We start from the raw sequence: 14,463 nt of genomic DNA, 5'->3' as shown, positions 1-14,463 counted from the left end.
TGTTCATAGGCAGAATGACCGCCCGATGACGGACCTCCACGCGCAACTCCAAACAACTCTTGGCGGCACCTACACGATCGAGCGTGAGCTTGGTGGTGGCGGCATGTCGCGCGTCTTCGTCGTTACCGATCAGTCGCTCGGGCGACAGATCGTCGTGAAAGTGCTCGCGCCGGATTTGGCCGCGGGCCTGAGCGCCGAGCGGTTTGCGCGCGAGGTCAAACTCGCCGCGCGGCTGCAGCAGGCGAACATCGTTCCGATGTTGAGTGCGGGCGAAGCGAACGGGCTGCCCTGGTACTCGATGCCATTTGTACGCGGCGAGTCCTTGCGCGCCAAGTTGGCTCTTGGGCAACAGACGTCGTTGAACGAAGTCGTCAGCATTCTCCGAGATGTGGCGCGCGCACTGGCGTTCGCGCACGGCGAAGGCGTCGTCCATCGCGACATCAAACCGGAGAACATTCTGCTCTCCGGCGGCGCGGCGGTCGTCACGGATTTTGGAATTGCGAAAGCGGTTACATCGTCGCGGACCGAAGACAGCATACAAAGCGCCACGCTCACCCAAATGGGTGCGGCGATCGGAACGCCGGCGTACATGTCACCTGAGCAGGTAGGCGGTGATCCGAACGTCGATCATCGCGCGGACGTGTACTCGTGGGGAGTCGTCGCATGGGAATTGACGACGGGCCGCCATCCGTTCGCCGATCGTACCACGATCCACGCGCTTCTGGCCGCGCAGATCGGCGAAACCCCCGCGCCCTTGGCCAGCGTACGAGCTGACACTCCGCCAGCGCTCGCCGCACTCATCGCGCGTTGCCTCGAAAAGGATCCTGCTCGGCGACCGCAAACATCGGCCGAGCTGATCGTGGAGCTCGATGCGATCGATACGACTGGTGGCGCGCGATACTCTCCACGTGCGGCCACTGGTGACTCGAAGCGGCGGGTGCGGACGTACGCTGCGGCGATTGCCACAGCCGCGGTTCTCGCGGCTGCAGGTTGGTTCGTGTCGCATCGCGACGTCGGAGAGAAGTCGCTGGCTGTCTTGCCCTTCGAATCGATTGGAGGCGACACAGCCAACACATATTTCGCCGAGGGCATCGCCGACGAGCTCACGACGGCGCTCACGAAAGTGACCGGTCTACGCGTGGCAGCAACGAGTTCAGCGTTCTCGTACCGCAACAAGGCCGCTGACCCGCGCGAAGTTGGAAAGGCGCTCGACGTCCGGGCGGTATTGCAGGGGCGTGTGCGGCGGGAAGGCACGCGCATGCGTGTGCTGGCGCAGCTCACTGACACACGAACAGGCAAGTTGCTTTGGAGCAGCAGCTACGAGCGCGAGATGAAGGACGTGTTCACGGTCCAGGATGATCTCACACGAGACATCGTGAGCGCATTGCGTGTGACTCTCGTAGCCGGCGGCGCCAAACCGGCGAGAGACACGACGGACGTCGACACGTATGATTTGTATCTGCGCGGACTGCACTTTCTCCAGGCGAGAGGCGGCGGCGTCTCTCGTTCGATCGAGTACTTTCAACGCGCGCTGGATCACGACTCGACATTCGCGCCAGCGTGGGCCGAGCTCGGCGTCGCGTATTCTGTGCTCCCACTGTTCTCGCCTGTTCCAGCCGACTCGGCGATCAGTCGCGCGCGGGCGGCAATCGCGAAGTCAAAAGCGTTGAGCCCCACGGACGCTGCCGCATACGCGGCTGAAGGTTTGTCCGACCTGTTGGCGTTGCAGTGGCAAGCGTCCACGCGCGCGTTAGAGCACGCGATCGCGCTCGACTCGACGTATTCGACGGCGCACCGAGCGCTCATGTCGGCGCTGTATCAAACGGGACGCCCGGCTGAGGCGATCGCTCAGGCGCAGCGCGCGACGCGGATCGATCCGCTGTCTCCGAATACGTATGCCGTGGCCGGCATTGTCCTACTGAATGCTGGCCACACCGGCGACGCGTTGGCGATGGCACGCCGGGCCAACGAGCTCGACTCGACTTCGGCCTTTGCCCGCCTGATCTTCGCACTCGCCATGCACGCGTCTGGTAAGCCCGACAGCGCACGACTTTTAGTTGTGGCCACGGGTACCGTACCGCAAGCCTCACCCTGGCTGGGATATTTGCGCGCGGCGACGGGCGGTCGCGTCGAAACAGCCGCATATCTGCAGACGCTCGCCGCGGAGCACGGCCGCAATGCGTTCGTCAACGTCGCCGAGGCCTGGACCTATCTCGGTGCTGGTGACACGACGCGTGGCTTGGATGCGCTCGAGCGTGCATTGCGTGCACACGAGCCCATCGGATTCTCGGTGCCGTTCGGTATGCCGGCGTACAATTCGATCCGCCACAGCCCCCGTTTCGCGGCGGTGGTCAAGGGCTACGGCCTCGATCCGGCGATTTTTGGAGTTTCCGAAAAACGATGACTGATCTCCGCGCACAGCTTCAAGCCACACTAGGCAACGCCTACACGATCGAGCGCGAACTCGGCGGCGGCGGCATGTCACGCGTGTTTCTGGCCGAGGAAACGCGGCTGGGTCGACGCGTCGTTGTGAAGCTGCTGTCGCCGGAGCTTGGCGCGGGTGTATCGGCGGAACGGTTCGAGCGCGAGATCAAGCTCGCGGCGCGTCTTCAGCATCCTCATATCGTCCCGCTGCTCGCTGCTGGCGATGTGGATGGTCTGCCGTTCTACACCATGCCGTACGTCACAGGCGCGTCGCTCCGGGAGCGCCTTCAGTCAGGGCCGATCTCGTCGCATGAGGCGCAGGGCATTCTGCGCGACGTCGCGAAAGCACTTGCCTACGCGCATCGTCAGGGCATCGTACATCGCGACATCAAGCCGGAGAACGTGCTGCTGAGCGAGGGCACGGCGATGGTCGCCGACTTCGGTGTCGCTCGCGCGCTCCGTGTCGCGTCCACGCTCGCGGGCCCCGGCGAGACGATCACCCAGATGGGCACGCAGATCGGCACGCCCGCCTACATGGCGCCGGAGCAGGCAGCCGGCGATCCCGACGTCGATTTTCGCGCTGATCTGTACGCATTTGGCGTGATGGCCTACGAACTCCTCGCCGGACAGCATCCGTTCGCCGAGCGTCGCACGGCACATGCGTTGGTCGTTGCGCACATGACGGAGACGCCCAGGGCGCTCACGACGCACACGACCACCGTCACGCCGTCGCTCGCGACGATGGTCATGCGGTGCCTCGGTAAGGATCCCGCCGAGCGCCCGGGGAGTGCATCCGATGTGGTTGCGGCGTTCGAGGGCGCGTCGGCCACACCCGCGCAAATGCCGGCAGTGGTATCGACGCCAGCACCGGGCGCGACGATCGCCGTGCTGCCGTTCGTCAACATGAGCGGCGATCCGGACAACGAGTATTTCAGCGACGGCATTACCGACGACATCATCAGTGCGCTGACCCAGGTGAAAGGTCTTCGTGTCGCCGCGCGGGCATCAGCATTCTCGTACAAGGGAAAGAACGAAGATCTCGCGACGATCGGTAAGACGCTCGGCGTCACGACGGTGTTGCAGGGCAGTGTGCGGCGCGCCGGCAACAAGGTGCGCGTGACCGCGCAGCTCATGAACACGCACGATGGCTTCCAGTTGTGGAGCGAACGGTTCGACCGTGCCCTCGACGACATCTTCGCCATTCAAGACGAGATCGCGCGGAGCATCGTCGAGCGGCTAGAGCTCACGCTCGGACTCCGCGAGGCGAAGTCGCTCGTTGCCAAGCCGACGGACGATCTGCTGGCGTATGAGCTGTATCTGCGGGGCAGAGAGGCGGTGCAGCAGCGAACGCCGGCCTCGATGCGACGGGCATTGGAGTTCTTTGAACAGGCCGTCGCCCGCGACCCGGCGTTCGCGCGTGCGTACCTCGGTCTCGCAGAGGCGTACATTGGCCTCGGCGTGTACCAGGCAATTCCTCCGAGCATTGCGCGGCCAAAGACCGAGGCGGCGATCGCTCGCGCTGCCGAGCTGAAGCCCGACCTTGCGACCATTCATGTCTTGCGCGCGCAGTTGAAACTCTATCTGCGCGCAGATTGGCCAATGGCCGGAGAGGACCTTGCTGAGGCGCTGCGCCGCGATCCGAATGACGCGCTCGCCAACGTCTACATGGGATTGCTGCACGGTCTCTTGCAGGATCACGCTGGGTGCGCACGCTACGTGGCTCGCGCCGTAGAGTGTGATCCGCGCTCACCGTTCATCCGTGGCGTGTCGGGAATGTCGTTCTACACGACCCGCGACTATGAGGAGGCGCTTCGTCTGCATTCGGAGGGGCTCGCGCTCGATCCCGCCTCGGTCCTCTGCCTTTGGCAATCCGGGATGGCACTCGATCGGCTTGGTCGATTCCAGGAATCCTTTGGTGCATTCCAGCGAGCCGTGGAATTGAGCCGGCGCGGTGCGCTGATGATGGCGTTCCTCCACCGAGCGCTGGTCCGCCTTGGGCGCCTCGACGAAGCGCAGGCGCTGGTTCGTGAGTTGGACGAACGCGCGGCCACCGAGTACGTCGGTGAAGCGGCGCTACTCGGCCCGGCACTACTTCTTGGCGATGACGACGAGAAAGAGGCGGCGATCCGTCTCAACATCGAGGCAGAGACGGGCCCGACGACGCTTTCCGTCTACGTCGACCGCGAGTTGGAGGAGCTTCTGTCGCATCCCAGATTCGGACCCCTCGTGCGACAACTGCCCCTCTTCGCTCAGCGGCCGGCCGAGGTCGAAAAGCGACTCGGCTGATTGAAGGCCGTCGAACCGGCGACTAGCTTGGCCGTTCTGTATGCCATCACTCGATGCAATTGCCGGCTGGGAATCCGCGGTGCTCGCGAGTTTGCGCGGGGCCAAAGGAACCCTCGAAGAACGAGATCGACAGATCACGCGCGCCGGCCTGTACGCCGAGTATCCGGCGATCTTGCGGAGCTACGTCGACGGTCCGCCCGACGACCCGACCGGAATCGAAGCGCTCAAGCGCGCGGTGTTCATCGTGTGGATCAGCACGACCGAGCCGTCGCCGATCACGGGCATTGCGGAAATTCCGGAACTCCTCGCGCGCGACGTGATGCAGACGCTCGACAATCGCGCGATGGCTCGGGAGTTGGACGACGAATTCGTTCTGATGCTCGCGTGGTATCGATCAATTTTGCCAGCGGCGTTCGAGTTGTATGGCGCGGATGAGTCGACGATCGACGTGGCGGCGGCGGTAGGTCACGACGAGTGGCGGCAACGATTCACGTCGGGGCAATTCGAGAATCGAGGGCAGATGGGCAAATATTGGCAATCGCTGCTTTGACGGCGCGGAATGCCAGACGGCGCGGAATGCCAGACGGCGCGAAATGCCAGACGGCGCGAAATGCCAGACGGCGCGGAATGCCAGACGGCGCGAAATGCCAGACGGCGCGGAATGCCAAACGGCGCGGAATGCCGAACGGCGCGGAATGCCGAACGGCGCGGAATGCCGAACGGCGCCTAACGGCGGGAAGGGAAAGATCGGGACGGCGTTAGAAGGATCACGGTCGATGCGTTGCATTGCCGCAGTTTCGTTCTATGCCACACCGAGATCTCGACGTCCTCGATGCCGCGACGCGTGCGGCAGACGCAGTCAATCAATTGATCGATCGCAGCCCGCGGCGTCTCCTGCACGTTGGGCAGCTCCGTGATTCCGCGCAGTCCGTCTCGGCGAACATCAGCGAAGGTTTTGGCCGCGGCAAGGGTCGCGATCGCGCGCGTCCGCTAGAGATCGCTCGCGGAGAAGCTGAGGAAGCGATTCGACATTTGGGCGCGAATTTCCGCGCGAATCGAATCGAAGCGCGAGACTATTGGCCGATTCACAACCTGTTCGTTGTGATCGTCAAAATGCTGAATTCCTTGTTGAATCGCTGAACGCCTCAAGGTTCATCCGCATTTCGCTCCGCGTTCTCGCGCCGTCTGGCATTTGGCGCTGTCTGGCATTTGGCGCTGTCTGGCATTTGGCGCTGTCTGGCATTTGGCGCTGTCTGGCATTTGGCGCTGTCTGGCATTTCGCGCTGTCTGGCATTTGGCGCCGTCTGGCATTTCGCGCCGTTCGGCATTTCGCGCCTTATGGTTTCACTGTGATTCGAATGATTTTGTCCATCTTTGGATATTCTTTGTCCATGTATTTATTGGATTCCTTATAGAGCCGCTTCACATCACCGAGCGGCGGGTCGGATAGGGGCATGTCTCCATACCCGAAGAACAAACTGTCCGCCACTTCCATGCCTTGCACCACGCGTCCAATCGGCGCGAAGCGCAGCGTGTCGAGATTCAGATTGTCACGCAGATTGATGAATACGTTCGTCGTGCGGTCCGACGGTTTGAACTGCGCGTAGGAGATCGTGCCGCGAACGTTCGACGTGCGCGCGGAGTCGGCCCGGATCGTTCGGCTGCCCCAGAGATTGGCGATCGCGGGATCGCGAGCGATGCCAAATTGTGCAACGAAGCCGAGGAGCACGCGGTAGAAGCGTGTGTCGTCGTAGTAGCCGGCGCGCGCGAGATTGTAGAAGTGGTCGACGCCGACGGGTGCCCACTCGCGAACCAGCTCGATGGTGATGGTGCCGCGCGAGGTCTCGATATCGACGTTCACGGTTGCCGGCGCGTGAGCCGACCACAGTGCGGCGGTCGGGTCGAGCAGCGCGGCCTGGCGTTGCGCAGTCGGCGATGCGGGCTTTGCTCCGCGAGCTGCTTGCGCGGCGGCCGGACCTGCGGCACACAGCGCCAGCGCGGCGGCGAGGATGATCGGCTGAAGGCGAGAAGAGCTCATGTCGCGACGTCTGCGTCCGGTGATGGGGCGGCGAATCCAGCGGCGGAGTATGCCGACGGGAGCGATTGAGAGCAACGTCCAGTCGTGCATGGCATCGTCGCGCGGTGCGCGGTACGTTTGGGCCTCTCCTCCACACTTCGAGACCGCCATGATTCGCCCCGCTGCCGTCATCTGCGCTGTCCTGTGCGCGACCACGCTCCGTGCTCAGGATCGGACGATGCCGCCGGAGAGCGAGCGTCAACTGGCGCGCGCAATCTACAAGGAGATGATCGAGATCCACTCCGGGTACACGACCGGCTCGACGACTCCGGTGGCGGAGGCAGCGGCGAAGCGGCTGAAGGCGGCTGGCTTTCCGGCGGCAGACATCTTCGTGGGCGGTGCGAGTCCGAAGAAGGCGAATCTCGTCGTACGGTATCGCGGAACGGGGCGACACCGTCCCGTTCTGCTGCTCGCGCACACCGACGTCGTTGAAGCGAAGCGCGAAGACTGGAGCATGGATCCGTTTGTGCTCACCGAGAAGGACGGGTACTTCTACGGCCGCGGCGTCGGCGATGACAAGGCGCAGGCCGCAGTATGGATCGCCAATCTCATTCGGTACAAGCGTGAGGGATTCAAACCCGACCGAGACATCATCGTCGCGCTCACGGCAGACGAAGAGGGCGGGGGACCGTACAACGGCGTCGAGTGGCTGCTCAAGAACAAGCGCGAGCTGATCGACGCTGAATTTTCGCTGAACGAGGGAGGATGGGGCGAGTCGGTCGACGGCACGCGCCTGTCGAACGACCTCCAGGTGAGCGAGAAGTACGTCATCAACTATCGTCTCGAGGTGCGCAACGCTGGTGGTCACAGCTCGCTGCCGGTCGCGGACAATGCCATCTATCACCTCTCGGGCGCGCTGTATCATCTGTCGAGCTTCGGCTTTCCGCTAAAGACCAACGCGGTGACGCGCGAATACTTCCGCGCCATGTCGACGATCGAGAAAGGCGCTGTTCGTACCGACCTCGCTGCAGTCGCCAACGGCGACGCGGCGGCAATGAATCGCGTGGCTGCAGGGTCGACGTCCTGGAACGCGACGCTTCGCACGACGTGTGTTGCGACGCAGCTCGAAGGCGGACACGCAAAGAACGCGCTGCCGCAACTCGCCGCGGCGAACGTGAATTGCCGTGTGCTTCCCGAAGACTCGATCGGCTACGTGACGGCCGCGCTCAAGCGCGTGATCAACGATACCGCGGTGACGCTGACGATCGACGGCACACCGCATATCGGGCCAGCTTCGCCGATGCGCGAGGATCTGATGAACGCGACGAAGGCCGTCACGACGGCAATGTGGCCCGGGGTCACGGTGGTGCCGATGATGGTGATGGGCGGAACCGACGGCATGTATCTTCGCCCTGCTGGCATTCCCACGTACGGTATTCAAGGATTCTTCTACGACCGCGGCGACATTCGCTTTCACGGTCGCGACGAACGGCTCAAAGTGCAGTCGTTCTACGAAGGGCAGAAGTTTCTTTATGAGTTGGTGAAGCGCCTTACGGGCGGAACGCCGAACGCGTAGGCACCGCGCGATCGCGGTGATCGATCAGCGGCAGACGTCGACCGTGAATCGGAATTGGGCTGGCAATTTCGCCTACTCGGCGAAGACCATCGAGTATCCAGACTCCGTGGAGCAGGTCCAGGCGCTCGTCCACGACAGAAGAAACGTTCGAGCGCTTGGAACGCGACACTCGTTCAACGCGATCGCAGATTCGCCGGACACGGTCATCGCGATGGCGAAGCTCGACCGTGTCGTTGGACTCAATGCGGAGCGCACGGCTGTCACGATTGAGGGTGGGGTGCGCTACGGGCAACTCGGCGCGTACCTCCAGCGCGAGGGCTTGGCGCTCCGCAATCTCGCCTCGCTTCCGCACATCTCCGTCGCTGGTGCGTGCGCGACTGCGACGCACGGCTCGGGCGAGCGGAATGGGAATTTGGCGACCGCGGTATCGGCGATGGGACTAGTGACGTCATCCGGCGATCTCGTGAGCGTGTCGCGCACGATGTACGGCGATCAGTTCGATGGAATGGTCGTCTCGCTCGGTACGCTTGGCATCGTGGCGACGCTGACGCTCGACGTCGTTCCATCATTTGAGGTTCGGCAGGACGTCTACGAGAATCTTCCGCTGGCGCAAGCCGCCGAGCATTTCGATGAGATCCAGGCGAGCGGATACAGCGTGAGCCTGTTCACCGACTGGACGCACGAGCGTTTCACGCAGCTCTGGGTGAAGCGCGTGGTCGACGACGGACTGTCACAGGCGCCGGCGTCGCTCTTCGGCGCAGCGAAAGCGGAGTCGGATCGACATCCGATTGCGGGGATCTCTGCCGAGCATTGCACGCCGCAACTGGGGTTGAGCGGTCCGTGGTACGAACGCCTGCCGCATTTTCGAATGGACTTCACGCCGAGCAGCGGCGAGGAACTCCAGTCGGAGTACTATGTGCCGAGAGAACATGGCGTCGTCGCGCTCCGCACGTTGATGCAGATGGGCGATCGGATTGCGCCAGAGCTGCTCGTGTCCGAGGTGCGAACCGTGGCAGCCGACGGACTGTGGCTGAGCCCATGCTACGCACAGGACTGCGTTGCGATCCACTTCACCTGGAAGCGCAACTGGCCAGCCGTGGAACCGCTTCTCATCGCGATCGAAACTGCGCTGGCTCCATTCGCGCCGCGACCACACTGGGGAAAGTTGTTCATGATGGATGCAAGTCGTCTATCCTCTGTCTTCCCTCGGCTGTCGCACTTTCGAGAGCTCATGCGATCTCTGGACCCACACGGTAAGTTCAGAAACGCGTACATCGAGTCATACATCGACGGCTCGAGCTCCTGATAGTGCCCTGCGTCACACCATTCTGATGACATTGCGCTTTTCTCTTCGTATCAGTTCCTGGCCAGCCAGCTACTGCGTTCCGATTGCGTTATGTGCTCTTGCGGCGGCGGTGGCCTGCGCGCCGAAAGCCACGACGCCCGCGCCAGTGGTTGCCGCTCCTCCGCCCGCTGCTGCTCCGGCAGTGATGCAGACCTGTCCAGATCCGGCGGATGGTCCGTCGATCGTGATCAACGCCGTCGAGGAAGCGAATCGGGCCTTCATCGCGAATCCGACCACGCCACTGCCGCCGCCATGCGTGCTAGCTGCCTTCGCACGGCTCACGACTCCGGTGCCGGATTCACTGAACGATCGCGCGCTGGCGCTCACCGGCGAGTTGCGGCGTCGTGGAACCAGCCAGCGTGAATTGCTCGCGACCGAGATCGTGCTTCTCTCGCGTCTGCACCGCTACGCAGACGTGTCGACGACCTACGATCGGCTCGTTACGTTGGACTCGCAACCGCCGATCGAAGCGTCGCGACTCGCGATCGCCGCGGCGCATCAGCGAAGCGACACCGCCAAGCTTCTTCGCATTCTCGGACGTACCGCAACGCAGCCTGGCGCGGGGTCCTCGATTGCAGCTGAGCTCAATGTGCTGCGTCAGGTCGGCGCATTGCGAGCGGCCATCAACGAAGCACGCGGCTTGGTCCGACAGAATTCCAAATATGTTGCGGCATATCCGAGTCTCGTCGGCAACTTCGGCACGCTTGGAGTTACCGACAGCGTCATCTCGTATGTCCGTCGCGCGCTAGGCCAGAACGTTCCACGCGCAACGCTGTCGACGTCCGTCGAAACGTTCGTGACCACGACGCTACGACACGCTGCGCTCTACGGAAGCACGTACGGGTGGGACGCACAGATCGCGGCGGCGACGCGCGTCGATTCGGCCTTGAGCTCTTCGTCGACAAAGTTTCTCATCGCGTCGATGATCGTTCAGTCGGTCGGAACGCCGATCGCAGAAATTTCGTCGGTCGTCGGCGGAGGCTCGGTAGCCCTGACGTATCCTGATCCCGCATCGAAAGAACAGGGAGAGCGACGACGGGTCGCCGCGTGTCAGCGTGTTGCGCCGCTATCACAGCTCTTGAATGTCGCGCAGTCGCAGCTTCGCAATGGAGGCGACCGCTACGCGGGGGGAGGCGTTCCGCAGCTCAACGCGGGGCTTACTGCTGGGCAGAACACGCTCGCGACGTTACAAGCACAGTGTGCGCGGTCGCGATAGACCGCGCACACGACCGCTGGTGCTACTGATCTCCCACAGTACGCGCCGTCCAACCCGCTAGCTGTTTGCCGACCGGCAGTTCGCGCACACGAACGCCAGTTGCGGCGAAGATCGCGTTCGCCAGCGCGGCCCCTGCTGGCGGGACGCCCGGTTCGCCAATGCCGCCGGGAAGTCCTTCGCTCTGTACGATGTGCACGTCGACGACGCGCGGAGCGGCGCGCAGTCGCGTGACGCCATAGTTGCCGAAGTTGTTTTGCGTCACGCGACCGTTGGCGAAGCTGATTTCGCTATAGAGCGTGTTGCTCATCGCCATGATCAGCGCGCCTTCCATCTGTGCTTTCGCGCGATCGGGGTTGGCCACGAAACCGGCGTCCACGGCCACCGTCGCGCGCGGCACGAGCACCGTGCCATCTGGCTGCACCTCGACTTCGACGACCATCGCGACGTATGACAGGAAACTCCGATGCACCGCAATGCCGCGTCCCTTGCCACGCGGGAGCTTGCCCTTCCATCCGCTCTTTTCTGCGGCCAACGCCACGACGCGGCGTGCGCGGCCTGCGTCGAGCGGATGGTCGGTCCACGTGGCGCCGTAGTTGCTCGCCGGCGTAACGAGTCCTGCCTTCGACAGGTCAACGCGACGGTCGCTGCCGATGAGCGCCATGAGAAACTCGGCCGAATCTTTGCGGGCCGCGTGCGCGAGCTCGTCGACGAATGATCCGATCGCGAACCCGTGATGAATCGCGTTGACGCTCCGGTACCAGCCGATGCGCGTGTGTGCCGGCGCCGGGCAGATTTCGACACTCATATTCGAGATGTCGAATGGAATATCGCTGGCGCCATTCGTCAGCTCGTCTGGATCAGCGCCCGCGACATTGGGAGCGAAGGACGCTCCGATCGCGGGATACGCCGACCGATGAAGCCACGCCGTCACTTTCGACGCTGAGTCGAGGCTAGCCTCGAGCCGGTGGGCAGCGGCCGAGTGGTAGTAGCTGTTCTGCAGGTCGTCCTCGCGCGTCCACTGCACGCGCACTGGTGCGCCGATTTCCCGAGCGAGGAACGCTGCCTCGCAGATGAAATCAGGCTTCGACTTCCGTCCGAATCCTCCGCCGAGGAGCGTGACGTGCACGGTCACGGTAGAAACGTCGACCTTGAGGTATTCGGCGATGGACTTACGGGCGTCCTGCGGCGACTGCGTCGGCGCCCAGGCCTCCATCGTTCCGCCCTGCACGCGCGCGACGGCAACCACCGGCTCCATCTGCGCGTGCGACAGGTGCGGCATGTAGTACTCGGCCGTCACCTTGCGGTTGGCCGACGCGAGTGCTGTTGTGGCGTCGCCATTGGTGCGTCCCGGTTTTCCGGGCTGCCGCACTGCTTCGAGAAGGCTCGCCTTGTACGCTACGCTTTCGTAGCTCGCGTTCGCGCCGTCGTCCCATGTAATCTTGAGCGCGTCGCGCCCCTTCATCGCGGCCCAGGTATTCGCCGCGATCACCGCGACGCCGCCAACCGGGAGAAAACCGGCTGGCATCTTGGCTTCGGGCATGCGAACGATGCGTTCGACACCCGGCACTTTCAGCGCGGCGCTGTCGTCGACGCTCGTGATCTTGCCACCCCATACTAGCGGTCGCGCGATCACGGCCGTCTTCATTCCCGGGAGGATGACGTCGGCGCCATAGACGGCGGTTCCAGTCGTCATGGGCACGAGGTCGATCGACGGCATCTTCTTGCCCTGCCAGCGCCGCTCGTTCGGGCGCTTGATGCGCACTCGTTCCTTGGCGGGCATGGCGATGGTACGTGCCGTGGCGACCAGGGCGCCGAAGGTCTTCGTGCGACCCGTTGGGGCGTGCACAACGGTGTGCTGACGCGCGTGCACGTCGCTCACCTTCACGTTCCACTCTTTCGCAGCCGCGTCCTCGAACAGCGCGCGCACGGTGGCGCCGGCTTCGCGATACTTGCTCAGGAAGTCGCGAATGCTCGTGGAGCCGTCGGTGTTCTGCGTACCGTACTTCGCTTCGTCGCCGTCGGCTTGCACCACGCGACAGTGCGCCCAGTCAGCTTCCATTTCGTCGGCGATGATCATTGGCATGGTCGTGCGAATGCCTTGACCCATCTCGGAGCGATGGCAGATGATCGACACGAGGCCGTCGTCGCCAATCGAGACATACACCGCGGGCGACCACGGCTCGGCGTTGGCGGCGAAGAAACGTTCAGCGTCGGTGAAGCGACGAATGCCCATTGGCCCGGCGGCAACAACTAGCCCGCTCATGCCGAGCAGTTTGATGAACGAGCGGCGATCGGGGTCGGCGGAATCGTCAGACCGGCGAGCGTCGGCCTCGTTGCTCGGCGCCGGCGAGGTCGCGCTGGACATCCACGGGAAAGACTCGCGGCCACTCATGATCGCTTCTCCGCCGCCGCCTTGATCGCGGCGCGAATGCGAGGATAGGTGCCGCAACGACAGATGTGCCCGTTCATCGCGCTGTCGATCTGCTGATCGTTCGGCTTCGGCGTGTTCTTGAGCAATGCCGCCGCCTCCATGATCTGCCCGCTCTGACAGAACCCGCACTGTGGGACGTCGATTTCACGCCACGCCACCTGCAGCGGATCTTCGCCGCGCGGGTGCAGGCCTTCGATCGTCGTCACGGTCGCGCCTTCGAGCGTTGCCATCCGTCGCTGACACGCGCGAATCGGCTTGCCGTCGACGTGTACGGTGCACGCGCCACACTGGGCAATTCCGCAGCCGTATTTGGTTCCTGTCAGCGCGAGTTCGTCGCGCAGAAACCAGAGGAGCGGCATCGTGGTATCGCCGTCGAACGTCCGACGCGTGCCGTTGATCGTCAGCGTGATCATCGTTGTACCTGGCCGCTGGTCAATGCGAGGGTGGAGCGGCAAAGTTGCACCGATTCTCAGCTCAACGGTAGACGCGTCCTCCACGGTACGGCACGACGCCGTCGGTCACGTGATTGATGAGGAGCAGCGCGTCGCTTCGGCCGTAGCGATTCATCAAGTCGAGCATCAGCGCGGTCTCACCATCCCACGGATATCCGAAGACCACGTCGAAGTCGTCCAACGCGTGACCCAGCTCGCGGTAACCGGACTCACCGATTCCCAATGTGCCAATGCGTCCGTCTCCGTCGCTCGGACGCCACTGATATCCGGTTGGCAGGAAGCTACCGGCGACGAACTTCGCGGACGAGCCGTACTCTTTGGCCAACCTGCGCGCCGTGACAACCAGGTCTGGCTCCAACTCGATCCCGTAGGCTTCGTAGCCCAGCAGATCGGCAATGATCGTGATGACGCCCGTTGCCGCTCCCCATTCGAGAAACCGGAGATTCGGCGCGCGATGCTCGATGAGAGCATCGACTACCGCGTCGTACTCGGCCGCTACGAACGGATGGAAGCGCTTGCTGCGGACCTCTTCGTCGAATTTGTCCCAGAGTGCCCACCCTTCGGTGCAGAGCGCGGTGAGCCGAGCACGCAAGGCCGCATCCACTTCCGGTTGGAAGGTCATGAGGCGACCGACGGAGTGGGCGTCTGCGCCGAAGCGTTCAAATACGACAGGATCTGACAGTCATTCATACGCTAACACTAACGACAGGGCGAGG

Annotated in this window: 11 protein-coding genes; 7 read left to right on the top strand and 4 right to left on the bottom strand. The window is 63.4% G+C overall.

Annotated features, from left to right (window positions below; genetic code table 11):
* Positions 1 to 25: 25 nt before the first annotated feature.
* The 4 genes from AC6H4Z_RS17275 (at position 26) to AC6H4Z_RS17260 (ending at position 5,850) form a co-directional block, all read left to right on the top strand.
* Complete coding sequence (locus tag AC6H4Z_RS17275) at positions 26 to 2,404, top strand: protein kinase domain-containing protein (protein ID WP_497543204.1); 2,379 nt, start codon at positions 26 to 28, stop codon at positions 2,402 to 2,404.
* Positions 2,401 to 4,710 carry a protein kinase domain-containing protein gene (locus AC6H4Z_RS17270; RefSeq protein WP_497543203.1) on the top strand — a complete coding sequence of 770 codons (2,310 nt, stop codon included), beginning with the start codon at positions 2,401 to 2,403 and terminating at the stop codon, positions 4,708 to 4,710. The genes AC6H4Z_RS17275 and AC6H4Z_RS17270 overlap by 4 nt, the downstream gene beginning before the upstream one ends.
* Before the next feature lie 40 nt (positions 4,711 to 4,750).
* On the top strand, positions 4,751 to 5,260 hold the full coding sequence (locus AC6H4Z_RS17265) for a hypothetical protein (protein ID WP_497543202.1): 510 nt from the start codon (positions 4,751 to 4,753) through the stop codon (positions 5,258 to 5,260).
* A gap of 254 nt (positions 5,261 to 5,514) precedes the next feature.
* Entirely contained in the window at positions 5,515 to 5,850 is a 336-nt protein-coding gene (locus AC6H4Z_RS17260) for a four helix bundle protein (RefSeq protein WP_497543201.1), read from the top strand.
* 196 nt (positions 5,851 to 6,046) lie between these two features.
* Here the strand turns inward: AC6H4Z_RS17260 and AC6H4Z_RS17255 are convergent, their stop codons facing one another.
* Positions 6,047 to 6,748, bottom strand: a complete 702-nt coding sequence (locus AC6H4Z_RS17255) for a peptidylprolyl isomerase (protein ID WP_497543200.1) — start codon at positions 6,746 to 6,748, stop codon at positions 6,047 to 6,049.
* Between the two features lie 148 nt (positions 6,749 to 6,896).
* Here AC6H4Z_RS17255 and AC6H4Z_RS17250 point away from each other — a divergent pair, with 148 nt between their 5' ends.
* The 3 genes from AC6H4Z_RS17250 to AC6H4Z_RS17240 all read left to right on the top strand — a co-directional run bounded on the left by AC6H4Z_RS17250 (position 6,897) and on the right by AC6H4Z_RS17240 (position 10,864).
* Positions 6,897 to 8,303, top strand: coding sequence for a M20/M25/M40 family metallo-hydrolase (locus AC6H4Z_RS17250; RefSeq protein WP_497543199.1), 1,407 nt, complete (start codon positions 6,897 to 6,899; stop codon positions 8,301 to 8,303).
* Between the two features lie 16 nt (positions 8,304 to 8,319).
* Positions 8,320 to 9,609: a D-arabinono-1,4-lactone oxidase gene (locus AC6H4Z_RS17245; RefSeq protein WP_497543198.1), complete on the top strand. Its 1,290-nt coding sequence runs from the start codon at positions 8,320 to 8,322 to the stop codon at positions 9,607 to 9,609.
* Positions 9,610 to 9,790: 181 nt separating this feature from the next.
* The gene (locus tag AC6H4Z_RS17240) at positions 9,791 to 10,864 is read left to right on the top strand and encodes a tetratricopeptide repeat protein (protein ID WP_497543197.1); all 1,074 of its coding nucleotides are present in this window, start codon (positions 9,791 to 9,793) and stop codon (positions 10,862 to 10,864) included.
* A 22-nt stretch (positions 10,865 to 10,886) separates the two neighbouring features.
* On the opposite strand, the gene AC6H4Z_RS17235 is transcribed toward AC6H4Z_RS17240, so the two are convergent.
* The 3 genes from AC6H4Z_RS17235 to AC6H4Z_RS17225 form a co-directional block, all read right to left on the bottom strand.
* Complete coding sequence (locus AC6H4Z_RS17235; RefSeq protein WP_497543196.1) at positions 10,887 to 13,229, bottom strand: xanthine dehydrogenase family protein molybdopterin-binding subunit; 2,343 nt, start codon at positions 13,227 to 13,229, stop codon at positions 10,887 to 10,889.
* 23 nt (positions 13,230 to 13,252) lie between these two features.
* On the bottom strand, positions 13,253 to 13,708 hold the full coding sequence (locus AC6H4Z_RS17230; RefSeq protein WP_497543195.1) for a (2Fe-2S)-binding protein: 456 nt from the start codon (positions 13,706 to 13,708) through the stop codon (positions 13,253 to 13,255).
* 61 nt (positions 13,709 to 13,769) lie between these two features.
* A complete protein-coding gene (locus tag AC6H4Z_RS17225; protein ID WP_497543194.1) occupies positions 13,770 to 14,369 on the bottom strand; it encodes a hypothetical protein in 600 nt (199 codons plus the stop codon).
* Positions 14,370 to 14,463: the final 94 nt, after the last annotated feature.

Source organism: Leucogemmata humicola (genome assembly GCF_055379415.1).
Note: the sequence above shows the minus strand (reverse complement) of the source record. Positions and strands in the feature narration are given on the sequence as shown.

Bases quoted from the DNA above. Each gene is read 5' to 3' on its own strand.
- AC6H4Z_RS17275 (WP_497543204.1), top strand. From the start codon at position 26: ATGACGGACCTCCACGCGCAACTCCAAACAACTCTTGGCGGCACCTAC.
- AC6H4Z_RS17270 (WP_497543203.1), top strand. From the start codon at position 2,401: ATGACTGATCTCCGCGCACAGCTTCAAGCCACACTAGGCAACGCCTAC.
- AC6H4Z_RS17265 (WP_497543202.1), top strand. From the start codon at position 4,751: ATGCCATCACTCGATGCAATTGCCGGCTGGGAATCCGCGGTGCTCGCG.
- AC6H4Z_RS17260 (WP_497543201.1), top strand. From the start codon at position 5,515: ATGCCACACCGAGATCTCGACGTCCTCGATGCCGCGACGCGTGCGGCA.
- AC6H4Z_RS17255 (WP_497543200.1), bottom strand. From the start codon at position 6,748: ATGAGCTCTTCTCGCCTTCAGCCGATCATCCTCGCCGCCGCGCTGGCG.
- AC6H4Z_RS17250 (WP_497543199.1), top strand. From the start codon at position 6,897: ATGATTCGCCCCGCTGCCGTCATCTGCGCTGTCCTGTGCGCGACCACG.
- AC6H4Z_RS17235 (WP_497543196.1), bottom strand. From the start codon at position 13,229: ATGTCCAGCGCGACCTCGCCGGCGCCGAGCAACGAGGCCGACGCTCGC.
- AC6H4Z_RS17230 (WP_497543195.1), bottom strand. From the start codon at position 13,708: ATGATCACGCTGACGATCAACGGCACGCGTCGGACGTTCGACGGCGAT.
- AC6H4Z_RS17225 (WP_497543194.1), bottom strand. From the start codon at position 14,369: ATGACCTTCCAACCGGAAGTGGATGCGGCCTTGCGTGCTCGGCTCACC.